The organism is Dermacoccus sp. CCH2-D9 (genome assembly GCF_001556795.1).
GTDB classification, from domain to species: Bacteria; Actinomycetota; Actinomycetes; order Actinomycetales; family Dermatophilaceae; genus Dermacoccus; species Dermacoccus nishinomiyaensis.
The window spans coordinates 91,839-112,388 of sequence record NZ_LSJT01000041.1 but is presented as its reverse complement, the minus strand read 5'-3'; the positions used below and the strand labels follow the sequence as shown (position 1 = coordinate 112,388).

The following is a 20,550-nucleotide window of genomic DNA, read 5'->3' as shown; positions in this document are numbered from 1 at the left end:
GCTCGGAGATGTGTATAAGAGACAGTCCACCGAGTCGGCCGCGGACGCGAACCACGTCGATGAGCAGGGCGAAGAGGCCCAGAGCGCAGGTGAGGTGCCCGTCGTACACGAGCCTGTCAGCGAAGAATCGATCATCTCCTACCCTGCGACGGATCATCGGGTTCCGTTGCCTCGCGGCGATGTTCGCCGTGCGATGTCCGACGCTGACCGCCAGGCGGAGGGGCACTACCACCCCGAGTTCAGCGCCTACGCCACGCCCGAGGTCTTCGCCGAGCCCGCCGGCTCCGAGATCCCCCCGATCGAGCCGGCGGCGCCCCGCAGCGACGTGGTTGCCGAGCACCAGAGCGAACCGCGTCACCTCGATGAGACCCGCGTCGGCTCGGCCGCCGACCCCGCAGCCGCGGATTCCGTCCTCGATCACGCTGGCATGGGCGGGGGTGCGTTCGACCGCACGCCGGCCGACGCTACTCCCGCTTCGACGCAGACCGGTGCCACGACCGAGTCGTCGCCGTGGGACGAGCCGATCGTGTCGCGTGACCCGGCCGTCGCGTCTCATCCCTCCGACGTGGCCGCGGACGACCCGTTTGCCGACGAGGCGCCGGTCGCCGCGTTCGACCCGCACGCCGGAAACGACTTCGATCCCTTCGCCCACCCGAGCGGTCCGACCGCGATGACGCCGCGCCTGCCGTCGCCCGAGGCGGATGGCACGTCGCGTGCTCAGGTGGACGACGCCGGCGCATCCCACGACGAGACCCCCACGTCGCGTGATGCGGTGCCCGGCTCGCGTCGCGAGGCGTCGGCGCACGTGGGTGAGGCGTTCGAGTCGCGTGACGAGACCTCCGCGTCCGATGCCCACGCTGCTGCGCCCGATGACGAGTCGTCAGTGACAGGTAACGCAGCCGCCGGGGGAGACGACGAGGCACCCGCGCCGGCATTTGCGGCGCTTCGCAGAGTCGCCCCCGCCAAGGAGGAGGTCGCTCGCGTGCGTGAGCCCCACGACGATCGCGACGCGATGGGCGCCCCGGCGCCCGTCGCCGCCGAACTCGCCCGCCGCGCGGCCGAGCGCGAACGCCTCGCGACCGCAGGCCACGCTGCAGAGGGAGAGTCTGCCGAGACGGCCCGGACGGTGGGTGACTCGTCAGACGCGTCCTCCAGCGTCCCCGCGCTTCTGGTGGACGGATCGGGCGGTGACGCAGCGGCCAGTTCGTCGCCGCAACGTGCCTCCGACGACACGCGGGCCGCGAACGGCGGTCAGGCCCCGTCGAGTGATGATGAAGACGACGCCTGGAGTGTCGGACGTCCGGAGCCCATCGACGCAGCCGAGCCGATCGACGCCGTGAAGCAGCCAGAGACGATCGAGGCGCCCAAGCCGTTGCCGGCGCGGGACGACACGTCCTGCAAGGGCATTCTGCGTCGCATCCTCAGGGGCTGATTCAAGGGCTGATTCAAGGGCTGGGCGAGGCCACTGACGCGCCGCCCCCGGCGCGTCCATCCTGGTGGGCAACGTGTGGCGGGCTGAGGAACCGATGGGCGTTCCCTGACTCGCTGGGCGTTGCCCATCGGCGCGTCGCCACCCTGAGACCACGGTGCTCGGCGCACCGACGACCCCCGCGCCGGCGGTGCGTTCTTGCCCCAGGGCAGCGATGCTCGCCGTCCTGGTCCATCGACGCACCGAACGCCGACCGCCCTAGGCGATCAGGCTCGCGCGAACTCCAACTCGACGACGCGGTCGAGCGCATCGAAGGCGACGGGGTGGTGGCTCACCATGACAACGGTGCGCCCGCCACTGGCTTCGAGCAGGTCGCGGATGACGGCGTCGGCGGTCGGGCCGTCGAGGTGAGCGACGGGTTCGTCGAGCGCGATGACGGGGCGTTCGCTCAGCAGCGCACGGGCGATGCCGAGGCGGGCGCGTTCGCCGCCGGAGAGGGAGCGCTCGGTGGCCGTGCCGGCCGTCGCGGCGCCGTCACGGCCGGCGCCGACGAGGTACTCGCCGAGATGGGTGTCGAGGCCGTCGGTGAGCTCGTCGAGCCACCCACCGAGGCCGGCGCGACGCAGTGCCGCGCGCACCTCGTCGTCACTCGCATCCGGCTGCGCGAGAAGCAGATTGGCGCCAAGCGTCCCGGCGAACAGGTGCGGGTCGTCGTCGACGAACGCGATGCGCGAGCGCACGGCGTCGGCGTCGAGATCACGCACGTCGACGCCGTCCCAGCGGCAGATGCCGCCGCTGGGGTCGAGGTGGCGGGCGAGGACGGCGAGCAGCGTCGACTTGCCGCACCCGTTCGGGCCGGTGATGGCGAGATGCTCGCCCGGCGCGATCGTCAGCGTGTGCGGGCCGGTGTCGGTGCGCGCGCCCGTCCACGACGCGGTGACGTCGTCGAGTTCGATCCTCGGCGCGCCGTCGGCGACGCCGTGCGTGCCGCGGGCGGCGACGGCGGGTTCCTGCGTCAGCAGCGCCCGCAGACGATCCCGGGCCGCGGCCGAGCGCGCGAACGAACCGACCGCGTCCGGGATGAGCCCGACGACGTCGCCGAGCGCCAGCGGCGTCAGCAGCAGCAGCGCGGCGAACGGCCCGTCGATGGCGCCCGACCTGACCTCGCCGTCGAGCGTCCACGCCATGAGCAGGGTGGCGGCGCCCGTCGCGAGGAGCGTGAGCGCAACACCTGCGGCGCGGCCGCGTGCCTGCGCCGTCGCGGCCTTCTCGACGTTCTTCTGCGCGTGCGCGAGCCACGCCATCGGAGCGTCCGTCGCGCCGATCGCCGCGAGTTCGGTGGCGCCGGAGCTCACGAGGTGCGCGACGCGATCGACCTGGCCGCGCGCCTTGAGGGACGCCGCCTGCCCGTGCCGCTCGAGGGCGAGATCCAGCCACCCGACGAGCGCCGCGACGACGATGAACCCGAGCATGACGAACCCGGCCGGCGGATGGATGAGGAACGTCGCGACGAGCGCCACCGCGGCAGCACCGACCGTCGTGATGAGGGGGACGATGACGCGCACCTGGATGTCGACCTCGTCGTCGAGATCGCGCACGACACCGGAGAGCAGATCGGCGCGTCGGCGAGTGCCCAACCGCGCGGGCGTGAGCGGCAGCAGCTGACGGTAGGCCGCCGTGCGCCGCTCGGTGAGGTCGGCCAGCGCCGCGTTGTGCGAGACGAGCCGCTCGACGTACCGGAAGACGGGGCGTCCGATGCCGAACGTGCGCACCGCGACGATCGCCGTCAGCAGCGTGAGGACGATGGGGCGCTGGCTCGCGCGCACGATGAGCCAGCCGGATGTCGCCGTCAGCGCCACGCCGCAGGCGAACGCGAGAGCGCCGATGAGGCCCGCGATGATGACGCCGCGCACCGGCACGAGCAGCGGGCGGCGCTGATCCGGGCGCGATCCGCGCTCGCGCGCGAAGCCGCCTCGCGCGTCGTCGGCGGGTGCCACATCGTCGGGTGTCACATCGGCATGTGTCACGCCCTGGCGTGACGCACTGTTCGAATCGGCTCGTGAGGCAACGCTGCTCATGCCGTCACCTCCTGTTCGTAACGCTGGGGTGAGCGGGCAGAGACGCGCCACTGATGGTCGGCTGCGGCGGCAAGGGCGTTGTCGTGGGTGACGACGACGACCGGCTTGCGCTTGCTCAGCGCGACGATGGCCGAGCGGATGTCGGCGGCGCTCGCCGGGTCGAGGTGGGCGGTCGGTTCGTCGAGCAGCACCATGGCCGCGTCGGAGAGCCAGGCGCGCGTCAGCACGAGACGCGCGCGTTGCCCGGCGGACAAGCCGAAGCCGTTGTCGCCGAGCGATGTTCGCACCCCGTCGGGCATCGACAGGACGACGTCGTCGAACCCCGTGGCCGCCATCGCGGTGCGCATCTCGTCGACGCTCGCGTCGTTGCCGAGCTCGAGGTTGGCACGCACCGACATCGGCGCGATGAACGCACGTTGGCTGACGAGGTGCGTGCTGGGCACCTCGAGGCGCCCCGAATCGGGCCTGCGCGCGCCGGCGAGGATCTCGAGCAGCGTCGACTTGCCGGAGCCGCTCGGGCCGGTTAGGGCCGTGAGGCCGTCGCGGACGACTCCCGTCGTGTGCGTGATCGCGGGCGCGCTCTGGCCCGGGTAGGTGTAGGTGACGCCGCTCATCATGGCGCGCGCGAGGCCGCTCGACGTCTCGGGTGCGGGGGCGTGCCAGGGGCGTTCACGCTCGTCGGCGAGCAGCGAGTCGATGGCTTCGGCGCCGTCGGCCGCCGCGTGGAACTCCTGCCCGACGCGACGGATCGGCCAGTAGGCCTCCGGGGCGATGAGGATCGCCATGAGGCCGGTCAGCAGGGAGACGTGGCCGTTCGCGAGGCGCAGGCCGACGGCGACAGCGACCATCGCGACGGAGATCGTCGCGAGCAGGTCGAGGGCTGCGGAGGAGAGGAATGCGATGCGGAGCGTCCGCATCGTCGCGCTGCGGTGACGATCGCCGACCTTGCGCACCTGCTCGACCTGATGGTTGCCGCGCCCGTATGCGACGAGCGTCGGCAGCCCGGCAACGACGTCGGCGAAGTGACCGGCGAGCATCGTCGTCTCGACCCAGCGTTCCGCCGTGGCGCGCTGCGTGTACTTGCCGATGAGCGCGGCGAACAGCGGCAGCAACGGCAGGGTGACGATGACGATGAGCGCGCTGCGCCAGTCGACCCACAGCATCGCGACGACGGCGAGCACCGGCACGACGCCCGCGGTGACGAGCGCCGGCAGATAGCGCGCGACGTACGGCTCGACGGCGGCGGCACCCTTCGTCGCCATCGTCAGCATCGCGCTCGGTGCGGGGCGTTCGTCCGCCGTCTGCGTCATCCAGCGGCGCATCGCGGCCTCGCGCAGTGCGCCGGAGACGCGTGCACCCGCGTGGGCTGCCGCGAGTTCGGTTGCGCCGGAGAGCATTCCGCGGGCTGCGAACAGCGCCAGCACCCACAGGCCCGGCGTCAGCAGCGCGTGCCCCTCGACGACGGCGACGACGAGGTGCGCCACCGCCACGGCCTGTGCGATCGCCACGATGCCGCCGAGGCCGCCCAGCAGGGCCAGCACGGCGACCGGGAGGCGGGTGGCGGGCGCGGCGCGCAGCAGGTGGGGGTCGAACGGACGCATGGCCCCATTCTCGCAGCCGACGGTGACAGCCCTCGCAACGGGCGAAACGGGATGTACGAGAGAGCCCTCGGGGAACCTTGTGACCCAACTCACTGCGGCGTGTCCGTGCTGGGTAGGGTGAGCGCGGGAGGGCTTCTCATGGCTGCCAGCACCTGTCGGCGTGCGGTTCGGGAGGCTCGCGCACTCTGCGCCTGCGTCGATCGATCCCGGGCGGCGCGCGCGGACGAAACCAGGACCAGCAGATTCTCAGGAGAACCCATGAGCCGCTCGATTCGTGTCACCAAGGCCGTCGCCGTCGCGTCGTTGTTCGGCGCCGCGACGATCGTGGCGCCCGCCGCCAACGCCGCCCAGGAACCGTCGATGACGATCACTCTCGGTGCGACCGTCACGGGCAAGACGGTCGACGTCGCCTACAAGGACAGCGGCGTCCAGTACTACGCCAACGACGGCCGGAAGGCGATGAGCCGCTACGGCGCGATGGCGTTCTTCGTCGACTACGGCGACGACAGCGACCCCGACGGCTACGACGGTCGCCCCGGCCTCACCTGCGAGACGACCGGCCCGACCTCGCCGTTCCGTGACTCGGTCTCCTCGGGCTACTCGCACACCTACCGCAAGGCGGGCACGTACACGATCACGGCCACCGGCTACTACTGCGGTGAGGGCGGCCTGCAGACGGTCGAGAAGACGACGACGGTCAACATCGCCAAGCCGGCGCCCGCGCCGAAGGTGAGAGCCGCCGCGCACATCGAGTACACCGTGGACGGCCTGACCGCGACCCTCGTGCCCTCCGTCACCGGCACGCAGCACGAGATGAAGTACGGCCGCAACAAGCACGCCAAGTACGGTGTGCCGCTCGTGTACACGATGTCGTTCCCGGAAGGTGCCGAGGTCTCCGGCGGCGCCACGAAGGGTGGCATCAAGCGTGCCACCTGCACGAAGCACGGCTCGGTCGAGTTCGACCCGGTGATGCTGAGCGGCGATCCTGTCGTCGTCACCTTCCCGAAGCCGGGTACCTACGAGGTGACGCTGAGCGCCGATGTCTGCACGAGCCAGCGCATCGTGTCGAAGACTGTGACGATCGTCGTCCCGCCGACGGACCCGACGCCGACGGACCCGACGCCGACGGACCCGACCCCGGAGCCCACGACGCCGACGCCGAAGCCGACCGAGCCGACCCCCACCCCGACGACGCCGGTCCCGACCACGCCTGCTCCGACCACGCCGGCTCCGACCACGCCGGCTCCGACGACGCCGGTCCCGACCACCCCGGTTCCGACGACGCCGGTTCCGACCACCCCGGTTCCGACGACGCCGACGACCAACACGACCGTCCCGACGACGACGACGTCGACGACGGCTGCGACCACGCCCGGCACGGGCCCCAAGGTCGAGACCGACCGCATGGGTGACGACACCAACGCCCTTTCGCTCGGCGTCGCGGGTCTCGTCGGTGCGGGTGCGCTCGGCGGCATCGTCGTCGCTCGCCGTCGCCTTCAGCAGTGACGCCGCGGTCTTGAACCGCCTACCACGCCCCACCCTGGCCCTCGCCCGGTGGGGTGTGGTGCGTCCGGCTGGCCTTCGAATCGGCGCGGATCCCAGGTGCCACGCGGGCTGGACACGACGCGGAGCGCAGGGCCGACGGGGTGCGCGCTCGGACGCCGACGTGCGGCGGGTGCGCTCATCGCCTACTGTCGCGAGCGAATCCCTCCCCCTGAGTTCCCACTGAATCGAAGGCGTCTCGTGGCCATTGACCTCGTCTGGATCGTGCTCGGCTTCGCGCTGCTGCTCGCGGTCTTCCTCCCGACCGCCGTCGAGCGCTTCCCGTTGTCGACGCCGATGGTGCTGCTCGGCGTCGGGGCGCTCGTCGGCCTCGCGCCGATGCCGAAGGGGTTCACGTTCTCGCCGCAGGAGCACGAGGCGTTCGTCCTGCATGCCTCCGAGGCGACGGTGCTCGTCGCGCTCATGGGTGTCGGTCTCGCCCTCGATCGGCCGATGCGCGTTCGCAGCCTGACGTCGTGGCGCGCGTGGGCGCCGACGTGGCGTCTGCTCGCCATCGCGATGCCGCTCGGCATCGTGGGCGTCTCACTGCTCGGCTGGACGCTCGGTCTGGCCGCGCCGACGGCGTTGCTGCTCGCCGCGGCGCTCGCCCCGACGGACCCGGTGCTTGCCTCCGACGTCCAGGTCGATGGGCCGCAGACCGAGGCCACGCAGGAGATGACGCAGGACACCGAGATCGACGAGTCGGACGAGGTGCGGTTCGCGCTGACGTCGGAGGCCGGTCTCAACGACGGTCTCGCGTTCCCGTTCGTCTACGCCGCGATCCTGTGGGCGAGCGAGGGCTCGCCGTCGCACTGGGGGTGGAAGTGGCTCGGTTGGGAACTCGTCGGCAAGGTCGCGCTCGGCGTGGCCGTCGGCCTCGTCGTCGGGTGGGTGCTCGGCAAGCTGTTCTTCCGGCTGCCGGCGAAGAAGTATCGCCTCGCCGACGCCGGTGAGCCGCTCGCCGCGCTCGCGGCGATCATGTGCTCGTACGGGCTGACGGAGCTCGCCGGCGGGTACGGGTTCCTCGCCGTGTTCGTCACGGCGATGGCGATGCGTCAGGCCGAGCGCGGCCACCGCTACTACGCGGACATGCACGCGTTCATCGAACGTCTCGAGCAGATCCTCACCCTCGTCATGCTCCTGCTGCTCGGCGCGGCGGCGACGAACGGTGTTCTCGCGCACGCTGATTGGCGCAGTGCCGTCATCGTCGCGGCCCTCATCCTCGTCATCAGGCCCGGCGGGGCGTGGCTGTCGCTGCTCGGGCGGCGCAACGACACCGCGAAGGCCGTCGGCCTGACGACGGGGGAGCGTTGGATCACGTCGTTCTACGGCGTGCGCGGCATCGGCTCGATCTTCTACATCGCGTACGCGACGGGGCACGCCGACTTCGCGGGCAGCGACTGGCTGTGGTCGACGATCGCCCTCGCCATCATCGTCAGCGTCGTCGTGCACGGCTCCACCGTCACGCCCGCGATGAAGTGGCTCGAACGTCACCGCACGAACCACCGTCGGGCGCTCGCGGACGCTTGATCCACCTGCGCCCCGGGGGCGCCTGCGCTGCACCCCGGCGCCGGGCTGGCAGGGCCGCACACGCGGGCGCGTTTCTTCACCCCTCGAGGTGAAAAACTGCGTGCAGGAATGCTTCTGGGGGCCGGTGGTGTTGTGATCGATGAGAGAGCTCATCGATCTGAAGGAGAGACCTCATGGCCTACCGCACCGAGAACCCCGCCACCGGCGTCGTCGAGAAGGAGTACAACTCCGCGACGGATGCTGACGTCACCCGCGCCATCGAGCGCGCCGACGCCGCGTTCGGCACGTGGCGCACGACGGACGCGTCCGAGCGCGCCTCCGTCCTCGCCAAGGTCGCCGACATCTACGACGAGCGCGCCGACGAGCTCGCCCGCGTCATCGGCGCCGAGATGGGCAAGCCGCTCGCGCAGGCGCAGGGTGAGGTCGCGCTCGCGTCGTCGATCTTCCGCTGGTACTCCGAGCACGGTGAGGAGCTGCTCGTCGAGGAGCAGCTGAACATCGGCGACGACGCGAAGTCGCTCGTCGTCACCGACCCGATCGGTGTGCTCATGGGCGTCATGCCCTGGAACTTCCCGCACTACCAGGTCGCGCGGTTCGTCGCGCCGAACCTCATGCTCGGCAACACGATCCTGCTCAAGCACGCCTCGATCTGCGCGCGCACGGCCGAACTGATCGAGGAGATCCTCCACGCCGCGGGTGTGCCGCAGGATGCCTACATCAACCTGTTCGTCAGCAACGAGCAGATCACGTCGATCATCGAGGACCCGCGCGTGCGCGGCGTCTCCCTGACCGGTAGCGAGGGCGCCGGCAAGGCCGTCGCCGAGACCGCGTCGCAGAACCTCAAGAAGAGCGTCCTCGAACTCGGTGGCTCGGACGCGCTCATCGTCCTCGACGACGTCGACGTCGCCGAGACGGCGAAGGCCGTCGCCACCGCGCGCATGAGCAACGCCGGGCAGGCCTGCAACTCCCCGAAGCGCATCTTCGTTCCGTCGACGATGTTCGACGACTTCGTCAACGGCGTTGTCGCCACCGTCGAGGGCATGAAGGTCGGCAACCCGGACGACGAGGGCACGGACATGGGCCCGCTTTCGTCGGTCGAGGCTCGCGACGACGCGATCGCCCAGGTCGAGCGCGCCGTCGAGCAGGGTGCGACCCTGCGCACGGGTGGCACGGCGCTCGAGCAGGACGGCGCCTGGATGGCCCCCGCCGTGCTCACCGGTGTCACGCGTGAGATGGACGCCTTCAAGGAGGAGATCTTCGGCCCCGTCGCCGTCGTCTACTCCTACGACTCGATCGACGAAGCCGTCGAGCTCGCCAACGACTCCTCCTTCGGCCTGTCCGGCTCCGTCTGGGGCAAGGACACCGACAAGGCGGAGCAGATCGCCCGGCGCCTCGAGGTCGGCATGGCGTACGTCAACGAGCACGGCACGACGAAGGCCGGCCTTCCCTTCGGCGGCGTCCGTCGCTCCGGTTACGGGCGTGAGCTCGGACGCTGGGGCTTCGGTGAATTCGCCAACACGAAGCTCGTCCGCGTCGCCAAGTGATCGATGCGTCGTGACCCGCGACGCGAGGAGTGAACAACCATGACTCGTTTCACCCGACTGATCGAATCCGTCCGGTCACTCGCCGAGCCGGCCCCGCCGGCGACCCGTGGGCAGGAGGTGGCCCGTCTCGGTCTCGGAACCTTCATGTCGTTCGCCGGTGTCTCGCACCTGACGTTCGCCCGCAAGGACTTCCAGGCGCAGGTGCCGGACTGGTTCCCGATGGACAAGGACGTCGTCGTCCTCGCCTCCGGTGTCGTCGAGGTCGCGTTCGGTGCGGCGATGCTAACCCTGCCGCAGCGTCGCGCCGCGGTGGGGGTGGCGCTCGCCGCCTTCTACGCCGCGATCTTCCCCGGCAACATCAGCCAGTACGCCGAGCGGCATGACGCCTTCGGTCTCGACACCGACACCAAGCGCCTCGTCCGCCTGTTCGGCCAGCCCGCCCTCATCGCTGCGGCGCTGTCGGCGGCCGGCTTCCCCCGACGCGGCTCGCGTCGCTGATCTCACCGTTTCGCACCCAAGCGAAGGAGACCCCAATGTCGGACACCACGCAGCTCACGTAGACCGAGAAGGCCAACCTCGACCTCGCGCACGAGTACACATGCGCCCTGTTCCGCGTCGAAGACGACAAGCTCGTCGAATTCGTCAAGGAGTGGAACAAGCTGCCGATGTGGCAGCAGCTCGGCTGGCCGATCGAGGAGTGCCTCACCTACCACGAGTGACGACTCGCCCCGATGCGGACGCCGCTCACTGAATCACCAAGGAGATTGACATGTCCAACGTTCTCTTCGTCGTCACCGGCGCCCGCTCCTGGACCCTGGCCGACGGCTCGAGCGTCCCGACGGGTTACTGGGCGGAAGAACTTCTCACCCCCTACCGTCTGATCACCGGGGCAGGTCACTCGGTCACGTTCGCCACGCCCGGCGGTGTGACGCCGGTGGCCGATGAGGTCAGCCTCGCCCCCGACGCGAACGGCGGCGCTGACGTGCGTCCTGACCTCGACGCGATCGACGGCCTGCAGCACCCCATGAAGCTCGAGGACGTCGTCCTCGGCGACTATGACGCGGTGTTCTACCCGGGTGGGCACGGCCCGATGGAAGACCTTGCGCAGGACGCCACGTCCGGCAAGCTCATCGCGGACGCGCTCAAGGGCAGCAAGCCTGTCGCGATCGTGTGCCACGGCCCGGCAGCGCTGCTCCCGGCGCGGACGTCGGCGGGCGAGCCCGTCGTCGCCGGACGCAAGATCACCGGCTTCTCCAATGAGGAGGAGAAGGCCGCCGGCAAGGCTGACAAGGCCAAGTGGTTGCTGGAGGACCGGCTGCGCGAACTCGGCGCCGACGTCTCGACCGGCCCCGCCTGGCAGCCGTTCACCGTCGTCGACGGTGACCTGCTGACGGGTCAGAACCCGGCATCGTCCGAGGCGCTCGCCAAGAAGCTGCTCGAGCGCCTGAGCTGAGCCTGGCGGCGCCACGCGCGAACATGCTGAAGGCGCCTGGATCCCCATGGGGTCCAGGCGCCTTCGGTGTTCACGGGCGGCCGGCGAAGGGCCGATTGGGCTCGGCTCTCACGTGGCGTGGCGCCTCGTCGTGCGAGATGAACGGGCTCAGTCCGATGCCCCGCGCATCATGGGGATGCTCGCGACGAGGACGACCAGCGAGGTGAGCGCGCAGAAGAGAGCCAGGCTCGCGCTGATGGACAGGCGTGTCGTGAGCAACCCCGCCAGCACGACGGGGATCGTGATGCCGATGTAGGCGGCCAGGAAGACACCAGCCACGCTTCCCCCGGTGTGTCCGGCCTCGCTGACCGCGGAACCGACGGCGACAGCACTTTGGAAGAGCAGGCCGATCCCGGCCCCCGCCATGACCGCGCCGCCTGCGTACAGGACGAAGGGGTGGGTGAATGCGGACGCCGCGACGCACCCGAGGCCGGCGACGGTGAACAGGACGCCGCACGCGATCTTCGTTCGCGGGTTGGGGATCGGAAGGGCGACCTGGGCCAGGGCAGATGCCCCCATGGCGAGGAAGACGACCACGCCGCACACGAGCGGAGACGAGCGATGTGCGACCTGCGCCAGGAACGTCCCCGTCATCGACGTCAGGATGCCCAGTGCAGCGAAGGCCGCGCCGGCCACGACCTGCGCTGAGCGAAAACGGGCTTCATGACCTGGTCGGACGACGGCGCGCTGCGGTCGATACCTCGGGCGCTCGTTCGCCGGTGTTGCCGGGTTGGTCTCGGGAACTAACGTGAGCGCGAGGCCCACCACGGCGAGCAGGACGAAGAAGACCACGTAGGGCGTCCTCAAGGGGGCCGGGGCCCACTGCACGAGGACTCCACCGACGAGGGGGCCGAGGGCCAGCCCGCCAGTGTTCACGCTCGAGGCCACCGTCGAGGCGAAACTGCTCGGCTCGTGCGGGCGATGAACGCGCCGCAATTCACCGAGCATCGCTGTTGCTGCCGGAGTCAGTACGCCGATCCCCACACCACACAGCAGCCGTGCGACCAACAGCGCCGGCACGGACGGCGAACCGATGAAGATCGCGGCGCTCACCAGGGAGACGGCGGTGGCGATCGCGATCATGCGGCGTCGCCCGAACTGGTCACTCAGGTGGCCCGCGAGGTAGAGACTTGCCATGACGCCCAGCCCGTAGGCCGCGAAGATGGCCGTGATCATCACGGTGGGGAAGTGATCGTGGCGTTGGTAGAGCGGATAGATCGGCGTCGGCACGGTCGAGTAGGCCATGAGGATGGGAAACGCCGCCGCAAGCAGCCAGAAACCGCGTCCGTGGAGTGCGGCATCGGCGTCATGCAGGACGGGTGTCGTGGTCATGGAGGACATGATGGGGGTGAGTCGGCCCCGACACCAACTGGCCCCTGATAGATCGCTGTCCCGAGGAATGGGCCGAGCGTCACGATCCGGCGCCAGAGGGCGTGCGAAGCGCGCGGGTGCCCGACACGCGTCGCAGCCCGTCAAACGTTTTGAACCGGCAGGAAGCTGAAGCTGCCGGGGTTCATGGAGCGAGAAAATCGTCCCCAGGGGTATCGTCACCTTGACTTGCTGTGAGACGCTTCACGATGTACTGCACATCATCCCGACGCTGGCACCCGATCCGAGGACACCATGACAAACATCACCCGTCGCAGTATCACCTCCGGTGCGGCGTGGAGCTTGCCCGCCATCACCGTGGCCGCGGCAGCACCGTCCAACGCGGGCTCTCCCCCTCCGCCCAGCATCAGGCGCGCCTTCTACATCACACGTTCGTCGCGCGTGCTCACCGTGCAGAGCAACAACGACGGCACGAGCTACTATCAGGTCCTCAACGTGACGTCGAACACCAGGCTGACGAATGTCAGGGCCTCGGTGCTCGTCAACGTGTCGGGCCTGCAGTTCACCGGGTCGACGGGCTGGTCGCAGGTGACTCAGGATAAGCAGACGTACGTCGACAACGGCATCACGTATTATCGCTACTTCGCCACCCTCACGGCGCCCGTGCCCGCGCCTGTCAATGGAACCGTCACGATTCCCAGTTTTAGCTGGACGAGCGCTACGTCGTCCGCGCTCACGAGTTCGGTCTACGTCAATGGCCGTGGCGCCGTCGCGATCGACGGCACGGACGTGATCCAGATCGGGGCCTACCGCGTCGTGTGACCCATCCGCGACGTCACCCGCAAGGGCAGGCGCCACCATTCCTCTGGAATGGTGGCGCCTGCTGTTGCACCTTCGCTCACAGCGAAGTCATGAAGCGATCAGGTCGCGACGCTCCGCGTCAATGGACCTTGATCGGGTCGGGGCGGCTCGGGTCGACCGCCTTGGGGATGTGACGCGTCGTGATGCGCTTGCGGAACACCCAGTACGTCCAGCTCTGGTAGATGAGGACGATCGGGGTGAAGATCAGCGCGACCCACGTCATGATGACGAGCGTGTGGTGCGAGCTCGCCGCGTTCGTCGTCGTCAGCGACCACGCCGGGTTCGTCGAGCTCGGCATGACGTTCGGGAACAGCATGAGGAAGTACGTCAGCACGAACAGGGCGATCGCGACGAACGTGCACAGGAACGCCAGGCCCTCCTTGCCGCGCATGTTGAAGAACAGCCCGGTGAGGAAGATGACGGCGAGCGCGGCGGTCGTGATCCACGACCACACCGAGCCGCCTTCGATGCCCAGCCACAGCAGCAGGACGACGGCGGCGACGGCGGCCGCGAGGCCGATCTTCGTGCCGAGCGCGCGAGCGTCGTGACGGATGGCGCCGTCGGTCTTGAGCGCGACGAAGAAGCAGCCGTGCGTCATGAACACGAGCATCGTCGTGACGCCGCCGAGCAGCGACACCGGGTTGAGCATGGTGAGCAGGTTGCCCGTGTACTCCATGTCCTGGTTGATCGGCAGGCCGTGGACGATGTTCGTCAGCGCGACGCCCCAGAGGATCGCCGGCAGGAACGAACCAAACACGATGGCGGCGTCCCAGCCGCGGCGCCAGCCGTCGGAGTCACGCTTGTGGCGGTACTCGAAGCCCATGTTGCGCACGATGAGCGCGACGAGGATGAGCAGCAGCGGCAGGTAGGCGCCCGAGAACAGCGTCGCGTACCAGTTCGGGAACGCGGCGAAGGTCGCGCCACCAGCAGTGAGCACCCACACCTCGTTGCCGTCCCAGACCGGGCCGATCGTATTGAGCATGACGCGGCGGCGTCGCTCGTTCTCGCCGATGTGGTCGGTGACCGGGTCGGTGACGCCCGTCGCCTCCGCCTTGCCCTTTCCGAGCACGGGAAGCAGCATGCCAACACCGAAGTCGAAGCCCTCGAGGACGAAGTAACCCGTCCAGAGCACGCCGATGATGATGAACCAGAAAGTCGTGAGTTCCATCGTTCAACCTCGCCTATCAGTACGCGAACGCGAGTTCGTCATCGTCGGAACCGGCGGAGCCGTGGCCATCGTCGTGACCACCGGGCAGATCCTCACCGTCGGAGGCGACGGGCTCGGCGCCCTTCTTCATGTAGTCCATGAACAGCTTCACCTCGACGACGGCGAGTGCGCCGTACAGCAGCGTGAAGACGATCATCGACGCCAGCACCTCACCCGAGGTGACGCTCGGGCTGACGCCCTGCTTCGTCGTCATGAGGCCGTTGACGATCCACGGCTGACGGCCGATCTCGGTGAAGATCCAGCCGATGCTCATCGCCGCGACCGGCGACAGCGCGCCGACGAGGGCGGCCGGGCCCATCCAGCGGTTCGTCGCGTTGCGGCCGTTGCGGGTCAGCCACAGCACCCAGCAGGCGATGAGCATGGAGATCGCGCCCCAACCCATCATCCAGCGGAAGCTCCAGTACGACCACATGATGTTCGGCGCGTACGTGTCCGCCGCCGTCAGCTCGTTGCCGCTGTACTTGGCCTTCTGGGATTCCTCGAGGTTGTTGATGCCCTCGACCTTGCCGTGGAAGTCACCCGTCGCGAGGAACGACAGCAGGTTGGGCACGGTGACCGCGAACTTCTCCTGCTTGCCGTCACGCGTACCGACGGTGAAGATCGAGAACGGCGCGTCCTTCTCCTGCGTCTCGTACAACGCCTCGGCGGCAGCCATCTTCATCGGCTGCACCTCGGTCATGACCTTGCCCTGCAGGTCGCCGGTGATGACGACGAACAGGCTCGAGACGAGCAGGACGATCGCGCCGACGCGCGAGCCCTTGCGGTACATCGTGAGGTCGTCGGAGGTCGACGCCAACTTCGTCGCGCCCGTCGAACCGTCGGAACGTCCTTCGAGAGCCTCGCCCTTCACGGCCTCGGCCGCCAGCGTGCGCTTGCGCAGGTTCCACAGCATGACGCCCATGACGACGGCGCCACCGACCATGTACGAGCTCGCGATGACGTGCGGGAACGTGACGAGCTGGACCTTGTTCGTCAGGACGGCGACGAAGTCGGTGAGCTCCGCGCGGTGCGTCGTCGGGTTGTACTTGTAACCGACGGGGTTCTGCATGAACGAGTTCGCGGCGAGGATGAAGTACGCCGACAGCACCGTGCCGATGTGGACGAGCCAGATCGTCGCGGCGTGCAGCTTCTTCGGCAGTCGGCCCCAGCCGAAGATCCACAGACCGAGGAACGTCGACTCGAGGAAGAACGCGAGCAGCGCCTCGATCGCGAGCGGCGCGCCGAAGATGTCGCCGACGAAGCGCGAGTAGTCGCTCCAGTTCATGCCGAACTGGAACTCCTGCACGATGCCGGTGACGAGACCGAGCGCGAAGTTGATCGTGAACAGCTTGCCGAGGAACTTCGCGACCCTCAGATGCTGCGTGTTACCCGTGCGCAACCACGCGGTGTGGTAGCCGGCGACGACGGCCGACAAGCCGATCGTGATCGGCACGAACAGGAAGTGGTAGACCGTCGTGATGGCGAACTGCCATCTCGCCAGCTCCAAGGCATCCATGAGTGACCCCTCGACGAGACGAATGTGAAGACTTTCACAACCACGCTACGGGGTGGGTTCCGCAATCCGTGGGGACCATGGTCCTGACGTAGGCGTGTCGTGCCTCACGCGGCGCCCGAACCGGCTGCCGGCCACGCGTCAGGTCGTGGCCTCGCCGGACGGTGACGGGTCCGGCGCCATCTCCGCACCGTCCAGAGCGCCGACGGGGCGGGGCACCGCGATCTTCTCGTTCCAGCGTGAGAACGTCGCCGTGCCCAGGTCGTCCGTGCCCGCGGCCTCGTCGACGACCTTGAGGAGGTCGTGCGTGTCGTCGGTGGTCACCCAGGCGCGAGTGTCTCCGTCAGCGCTGGCGATCTTGTACACCGGCTTGCCGTCGAGCGTCGCGGGCGTCAGGGTGCCGTCGCCGAGGTGACCCCACTTGGCGTCGGTGGTGTCGCCCATGGCTTCGATGTACGACTTGGCGCTGAGGTCGGACAGGTCCTTCTGGCCGAACGCGCTGTCGGGCACCTTGATCCACCGGTTCGCCGGTGGGCTCGAGCCCTGGAGGGATGGGTCGTCCTTGTCGACGGAATCCCAGTACGTGCGATCGCCCTTGAGGTAGACGTCATGGGAGATGCGACACATCGTCACGTGGCCCACCTCGTCACCGTCGTAGGACATCTCCGACGGCTCCCGTCCAGCTCGCCGAGGAAGGTGGCCCTGGGGCCGGAGCCGTCCGCGCTGTCCGTTCCTGTCAACGACAGGGAGGTGTAACCGCGCACCGACTGTTGGGTGCGCGACCAGACATCCTTCGCGCTCGGCTGTTCCGCAGGGGCCGAGGCGCTCATCGATGCGGTGCCTGGTGCCGTCGAACTCCCCGACGGGCCCTTCACCGGACCCGACGCGGGCTGCCCCGCGTCATGCCCCATCGTGCAGCCGCTCAGCACCACCGCCGTCACGGCGATGGTGCTGAGCGTGCGGGACGCGGGCAACGCGGTCGTCCTGTCGGGGAGGCGGAGGAACAGCTCAGCTGCCCATTGCGTCCGTGATGGACGTGGCACCGCTCGGTGCCTTGATGCCGTAATCCTTGTCGTGCGACAGGAACGTCACCGTCTTCATCGACTCATCGGACTTCGCCGACGAGCCCGACGTGGAGGCGACGGAGGCGCTGTCGAAGCCCTCGGTCTTGAGGATGTCGCGGCGATCCTCTTGCGACACCCACGCGGTGACCTTCTTGTCCTCACTCTGGATCTTCCAGGCATCCTTGCCGTCGACCTTGTCCTCCGACACGGTGGCCTTGTCGGAGAGCAGCTTCTTGTTCGGCTCCGAGGAGTCGTTCTTGATGTTGTCGATGAGTTCCTTGAACCCGGTGTTGGACGAACCGTCCGCCGGCATCTCGAGCCACTTGTCGGCGATCTTGTCCGTGTTGGATGCCGCGGGCGAACCCGAACTCGTCTGCGTGAAGAAGGCCTTGTTGGCCTTCATGTAGTTCTTGGAGTCAACCGTGATGAGGTCCATCGTGCCGTCGCCGATCTTGCCGCTCATCTCGAGCTTGCCGCCGTTGACGTCGCCCTTGGCCGTCATCGTGGCCGGCTTGCCGTCCGAGGTGCCTTCGCCCTTGAGCTCGAGGCTCTTGTAGGCGCCGGCGGTGTCCTGGGCCTTGTTCCAGGCGTCCTTGGCCTTCGGAGCCTCCTTGCTCGAGCAGCCGGTGACACCGGCTGCCGTGCCGGCCGCGAGGACGAGGGCGAGGGCGGACGTGCGGAGCTTCGTCATGGTTTCCTCCCAGAGAAGTTGGTTGTGCCCCCAGTGTTGCAGGTGGCCTTCACCGTTCAGACGTGTCGGGCGCCGTCATCGTGCCCTTCGTCGCCGAGGGAGTCGAGCGGTGGGTGCCCCGGCATGATCGTTTGCGTCGTTCGGGCCGCGCGCTGCCGGCGTGCGGAAAGGAATTTGCGCGCGCCACTAATCTTGACGTCATGGACGCCATCTCCGCACTGACCGGTCATCTGAGCAACGCGATCGCCTCGGCCCTCGGTGACGAGTGGCGCGACGCCGACCCCGTCATCCGTCCTGCGAACAAGAAGCAGACGAGCGCCGACGTGCAGGTCAACGCGGCGATGGCACTCGCGAAGAAGGTCGGCAAGAACCCGCGCGAGGTGGCGTCTGCGATCGTCGAGGCGCTGCGCGCGGACGACGAGGTCATGGCACTCGTCGACGACGTCGAGATCGCCGGGCCCGGCTTCCTCAACATCACGCTGTCGACGGATTGGGTCGCGGCGCAGGCGTCGACGATCCTCGCGGACGGCTCGCTCGGCGTCGCGCCGGCAGCGAAGACCGAGATCATCCCGATCGACTACTCCTCGCCGAACGTCGCGAAGGAGATGCACGTCGGGCACCTGCGCACCACCGTCGTCGGGGATTCGCTGGCGCGTGTGCTCGAGCGGCTCGGGCACACCGTCATCCGGCAGAACCACGTCGGCGACTGGGGCACGCCCTTCGGGATGCTCATCGAGCACCTTCTCGAGGTGGGCGAGGATTCGCCGGAGGCGGCGCTGCTCGAGAGCGACCCGAACGCGTTCTACCAGGCGGCGCGCACCAAGTTCGACACGGCCGAGAAGGCCGAGCCCGCCGGTTCGAAGGGTGACTTCAACACGCGGGCCCGCAAGCGCGTGACGTTGCTGCAGGGCGGTGACCCCGAGACGCTCGCGCACTGGAACAAGCTGATGGAGCGCTCGAAGGCGTACTTCAACAAGGTCTACGGGTTGCTCGGCGTGACGTTGACCGACGCCGACCTCGCTGGTGAGTCGACGTACAACGACGAGCTCGCGGGCATCTGCGACGACCTCGAGTCGCGTGGCATCGCCGTCGTCTCCGACGGGGCGCTGTGCATCTTCCAGGACGAGTTCACCGGGCGCGACGATGCGCCGGTGCCGCTCATCATCCGCAAGTCCGACGGCGGGTACGGCTACGCGACGACCGACCTCGCGACGGTGCGTCACCGCTCGTTCGACCTCCAGGGCGATCGGATGGTGTACGTCGTCGGCGCGCCGCAGAACTTGCACTTCCGCATGACGTGGGCCGCCGCCGACAAGGCCGGCTACATCCGCCCCGAGTCGACGCCGATCCACGTGCAGATCGGGTCGGTGCTCGGCAAGGACGGCAAGATGTTCAAGACGCGCTCGGGTGACTCGGTGCTGCTCATGGACCTGCTCGGCGAGGCCGTCGACCGCGCCGCGGGCGTCGTCAGCGAGTCGAAGGCGGAGATGAGCGACGACGAGCGCGCCGTCGTCGCGCGTCAGGTCGGCATCGGCGCGGTGAAGTACGCCGACCTGTCGGTCTCGCACGACTCGGAGTACATCTTCGACTTCGACCGCATGCTGGCGTTGACGGGCAACACCGGCCCCTACCTCCAGTACGCGGCGACGCGCATTCGCTCGATCCTCGCGCGTGCCGCCGAGGCGGGGTACTCGCCTGCGGCGGAGATCACGCTGGGCGAGGACGCCGAACGCGCCCTCGCGTTGAAACTGCTCGACTTCGGGGCCGTCGTGGCTGCCGTCGGCGAGTCGTTGGAGCCGCATCGCCTCGCCGGGTACCTGTTCGAACTGGCGACGACGTTCACGGCGTTCTACGAGAAGTGCCCGGTGCTCAAGGCCGATGCCGACGAAGTCCGTGCGTCGCGTCTGGCGTTGTGCGAACTGACGCTGGGCGTCCTCGTCGACGGATTGTCGCTGCTGGGCATCGAGACGCCCGAGAAGATGTGACGCTCGGGGCCCTCCCGAACCTGCCCCATCTGCGATTTCGCTCGATCCTGCAGGAGCGTCAGGGATGTTCGGCGCGGGGCTCGAACCAACGGAACGTCAGGTTGATGCGTGGTTCGGTGACGCGCGCCCGTTTGGGCACTGCGTGCTGCCACGCGCTCTGCGAGTCGCCGCGCATGACGACGAGGCTCCCGTGCGTGAGTGCGACCGTCTCCTTCACCGTGTGATCGTCCTTGCGGCGCATGACGAAGTCGCGCGTGGCGCCGAGCGAGACACTTGCGATGGTGGGCGCAGGGCCCAACTCGGCTTCGTCATCGCTGTGCCAGGAGATGGAGTCCTGGCCGTCGCGGTAGAGGTTGAGCAGCACCGAGTTGTAGGGCGCTCCGGTGTCGGCGGCCAGACGCTCCCGCAGCGCGGCGAGCTTGGGCGTCCATGCGTTCGGCGGCTGTGTCGAGCCGGAGAAGGTGTACGGCGCGTCGGCGTACCAGGCGATGAGGCGTGGCATCGCGATCATGCGGCCGTACATGGTGAGCGACGACGTCCGCCAGGGTGTCGCGCCGACGAGGTGCGACATGAGGTGGTCCGCCTCCTCCGTCGACAGATACGTCGCGCGCAGCTCGATCGGTGCCTCGCCCATGCCGCCCCTTCCCTGGCAGGTGCCCGCCCCCATGATGCGGCACGACGCAC

At 68.8% G+C, this 20,550-nt stretch carries 16 protein-coding genes; 8 read left to right on the top strand and 8 right to left on the bottom strand.

Annotated elements, in window-relative coordinates; translation table 11 throughout:
* Positions 1 to 193: 193 nt before the first annotated feature.
* The gene (locus AX669_RS03425; protein WP_156444903.1) at positions 194 to 1,432 is read left to right on the top strand and encodes a hypothetical protein; all 1,239 of its coding nucleotides are present in this window, start codon (positions 194 to 196) and stop codon (positions 1,430 to 1,432) included.
* A gap of 263 nt (positions 1,433 to 1,695) precedes the next feature.
* Here the strand turns inward: AX669_RS03425 and cydC are convergent, their stop codons facing one another.
* Positions 1,696 to 3,507: a thiol reductant ABC exporter subunit CydC gene (gene cydC / locus AX669_RS03420; protein ID WP_082740541.1), complete on the bottom strand. Its 1,812-nt coding sequence runs from the start codon at positions 3,505 to 3,507 to the stop codon at positions 1,696 to 1,698.
* Positions 3,504 to 5,108: a thiol reductant ABC exporter subunit CydD gene (gene cydD, locus AX669_RS03415; RefSeq protein WP_062256600.1), complete on the bottom strand. Its 1,605-nt coding sequence runs from the start codon at positions 5,106 to 5,108 to the stop codon at positions 3,504 to 3,506. Before cydD ends, cydC begins: the two co-directional genes overlap by 4 nt.
* Before the next feature lie 258 nt (positions 5,109 to 5,366).
* Between cydD and AX669_RS13550 the strand changes: the two genes are divergently transcribed.
* The 5 genes from AX669_RS13550 to AX669_RS03390 all read left to right on the top strand — a co-directional run bounded on the left by AX669_RS13550 (position 5,367) and on the right by AX669_RS03390 (position 11,177).
* Positions 5,367 to 6,614 carry a hypothetical protein gene (locus AX669_RS13550; protein WP_062256598.1) on the top strand — a complete coding sequence of 416 codons (1,248 nt, stop codon included), beginning with the start codon at positions 5,367 to 5,369 and terminating at the stop codon, positions 6,612 to 6,614.
* 237 nt (positions 6,615 to 6,851) lie between these two features.
* Positions 6,852 to 8,180 (top strand): sodium:proton antiporter, encoded by a 1,329-nt coding sequence (locus AX669_RS03405; protein ID WP_062256596.1) that lies wholly within the window; start codon positions 6,852 to 6,854, stop codon positions 8,178 to 8,180.
* 173 nt (positions 8,181 to 8,353) lie between these two features.
* On the top strand, positions 8,354 to 9,724 hold the full coding sequence (locus AX669_RS03400; protein WP_062256594.1) for an NAD-dependent succinate-semialdehyde dehydrogenase: 1,371 nt from the start codon (positions 8,354 to 8,356) through the stop codon (positions 9,722 to 9,724).
* A 39-nt stretch (positions 9,725 to 9,763) separates the two neighbouring features.
* Complete coding sequence (locus tag AX669_RS03395) at positions 9,764 to 10,222, top strand: hypothetical protein (RefSeq protein ID WP_197418842.1); 459 nt, start codon at positions 9,764 to 9,766, stop codon at positions 10,220 to 10,222.
* A gap of 271 nt (positions 10,223 to 10,493) precedes the next feature.
* Positions 10,494 to 11,177 (top strand): type 1 glutamine amidotransferase domain-containing protein, encoded by a 684-nt coding sequence (locus AX669_RS03390; protein ID WP_006947030.1) that lies wholly within the window; start codon positions 10,494 to 10,496, stop codon positions 11,175 to 11,177.
* Positions 11,178 to 11,324: 147 nt separating this feature from the next.
* Here AX669_RS03390 and AX669_RS03385 read toward each other — a convergent pair whose 3' ends face one another.
* Complete coding sequence (locus AX669_RS03385; RefSeq protein ID WP_062256591.1) at positions 11,325 to 12,548, bottom strand: MFS transporter; 1,224 nt, start codon at positions 12,546 to 12,548, stop codon at positions 11,325 to 11,327.
* A gap of 291 nt (positions 12,549 to 12,839) precedes the next feature.
* Here AX669_RS03385 and AX669_RS03380 point away from each other — a divergent pair, with 291 nt between their 5' ends.
* Positions 12,840 to 13,367 carry a hypothetical protein gene (locus AX669_RS03380; RefSeq protein WP_156444902.1) on the top strand — a complete coding sequence of 176 codons (528 nt, stop codon included), beginning with the start codon at positions 12,840 to 12,842 and terminating at the stop codon, positions 13,365 to 13,367.
* A gap of 118 nt (positions 13,368 to 13,485) precedes the next feature.
* Here AX669_RS03380 and cydB read toward each other — a convergent pair whose 3' ends face one another.
* The 4 genes from cydB to AX669_RS03360 form a co-directional block, all read right to left on the bottom strand.
* Positions 13,486 to 14,574: a cytochrome d ubiquinol oxidase subunit II gene (gene cydB, locus AX669_RS03375; RefSeq protein ID WP_062256587.1), complete on the bottom strand. Its 1,089-nt coding sequence runs from the start codon at positions 14,572 to 14,574 to the stop codon at positions 13,486 to 13,488.
* A 16-nt stretch (positions 14,575 to 14,590) separates the two neighbouring features.
* Positions 14,591 to 16,129, bottom strand: coding sequence for a cytochrome ubiquinol oxidase subunit I (locus tag AX669_RS03370; RefSeq protein ID WP_062256585.1), 1,539 nt, complete (start codon positions 16,127 to 16,129; stop codon positions 14,591 to 14,593).
* Between the two features lie 138 nt (positions 16,130 to 16,267).
* Positions 16,268 to 16,789, bottom strand: a complete 522-nt coding sequence (locus tag AX669_RS03365; protein WP_062256583.1) for a hypothetical protein — start codon at positions 16,787 to 16,789, stop codon at positions 16,268 to 16,270.
* A gap of 345 nt (positions 16,790 to 17,134) precedes the next feature.
* Positions 17,135 to 17,881 carry a hypothetical protein gene (locus AX669_RS03360; protein WP_062256581.1) on the bottom strand — a complete coding sequence of 249 codons (747 nt, stop codon included), beginning with the start codon at positions 17,879 to 17,881 and terminating at the stop codon, positions 17,135 to 17,137.
* A 200-nt stretch (positions 17,882 to 18,081) separates the two neighbouring features.
* Here AX669_RS03360 and argS point away from each other — a divergent pair, with 200 nt between their 5' ends.
* On the top strand, positions 18,082 to 19,866 hold the full coding sequence (gene argS / locus AX669_RS03355; RefSeq protein ID WP_062256579.1) for an arginine--tRNA ligase: 1,785 nt from the start codon (positions 18,082 to 18,084) through the stop codon (positions 19,864 to 19,866).
* Between the two features lie 58 nt (positions 19,867 to 19,924).
* Here the strand turns inward: argS and AX669_RS03350 are convergent, their stop codons facing one another.
* Positions 19,925 to 20,500: an alpha-ketoglutarate-dependent dioxygenase AlkB gene (locus tag AX669_RS03350; protein WP_062256578.1), complete on the bottom strand. Its 576-nt coding sequence runs from the start codon at positions 20,498 to 20,500 to the stop codon at positions 19,925 to 19,927.
* Positions 20,501 to 20,550 lie beyond the last annotated feature (50 nt).

Coding starts and splice junctions, on each gene's coding strand:
- AX669_RS03400 (WP_062256594.1), top strand. CDS start 8,354: ATGGCCTACCGCACCGAGAACCCCGCCACCGGCGTCGTCGAGAAGGAG.
- AX669_RS03425 (WP_156444903.1), top strand. CDS start 194: ATGTCCGACGCTGACCGCCAGGCGGAGGGGCACTACCACCCCGAGTTC.
- AX669_RS03350 (WP_062256578.1), bottom strand. CDS start 20,500: ATGGGCGAGGCACCGATCGAGCTGCGCGCGACGTATCTGTCGACGGAG.
- AX669_RS03370 (WP_062256585.1), bottom strand. CDS start 16,129: ATGGATGCCTTGGAGCTGGCGAGATGGCAGTTCGCCATCACGACGGTC.
- AX669_RS03385 (WP_062256591.1), bottom strand. CDS start 12,548: ATGACCACGACACCCGTCCTGCATGACGCCGATGCCGCACTCCACGGA.
- AX669_RS03390 (WP_006947030.1), top strand. CDS start 10,494: ATGTCCAACGTTCTCTTCGTCGTCACCGGCGCCCGCTCCTGGACCCTG.
- AX669_RS03360 (WP_062256581.1), bottom strand. CDS start 17,881: ATGACGAAGCTCCGCACGTCCGCCCTCGCCCTCGTCCTCGCGGCCGGC.
- cydC (WP_082740541.1), bottom strand. CDS start 3,507: ATGAGCAGCGTTGCCTCACGAGCCGATTCGAACAGTGCGTCACGCCAG.
- AX669_RS03395 (WP_197418842.1), top strand. CDS start 9,764: ATGACTCGTTTCACCCGACTGATCGAATCCGTCCGGTCACTCGCCGAG.
- AX669_RS03365 (WP_062256583.1), bottom strand. CDS start 16,789: ATGTCCTACGACGGTGACGAGGTGGGCCACGTGACGATGTGTCGCATC.
- AX669_RS13550 (WP_062256598.1), top strand. CDS start 5,367: ATGAGCCGCTCGATTCGTGTCACCAAGGCCGTCGCCGTCGCGTCGTTG.
- cydD (WP_062256600.1), bottom strand. CDS start 5,108: ATGCGTCCGTTCGACCCCCACCTGCTGCGCGCCGCGCCCGCCACCCGC.
- cydB (WP_062256587.1), bottom strand. CDS start 14,574: ATGGAACTCACGACTTTCTGGTTCATCATCATCGGCGTGCTCTGGACG.
- AX669_RS03380 (WP_156444902.1), top strand. CDS start 12,840: ATGACAAACATCACCCGTCGCAGTATCACCTCCGGTGCGGCGTGGAGC.
- argS (WP_062256579.1), top strand. CDS start 18,082: ATGGACGCCATCTCCGCACTGACCGGTCATCTGAGCAACGCGATCGCC.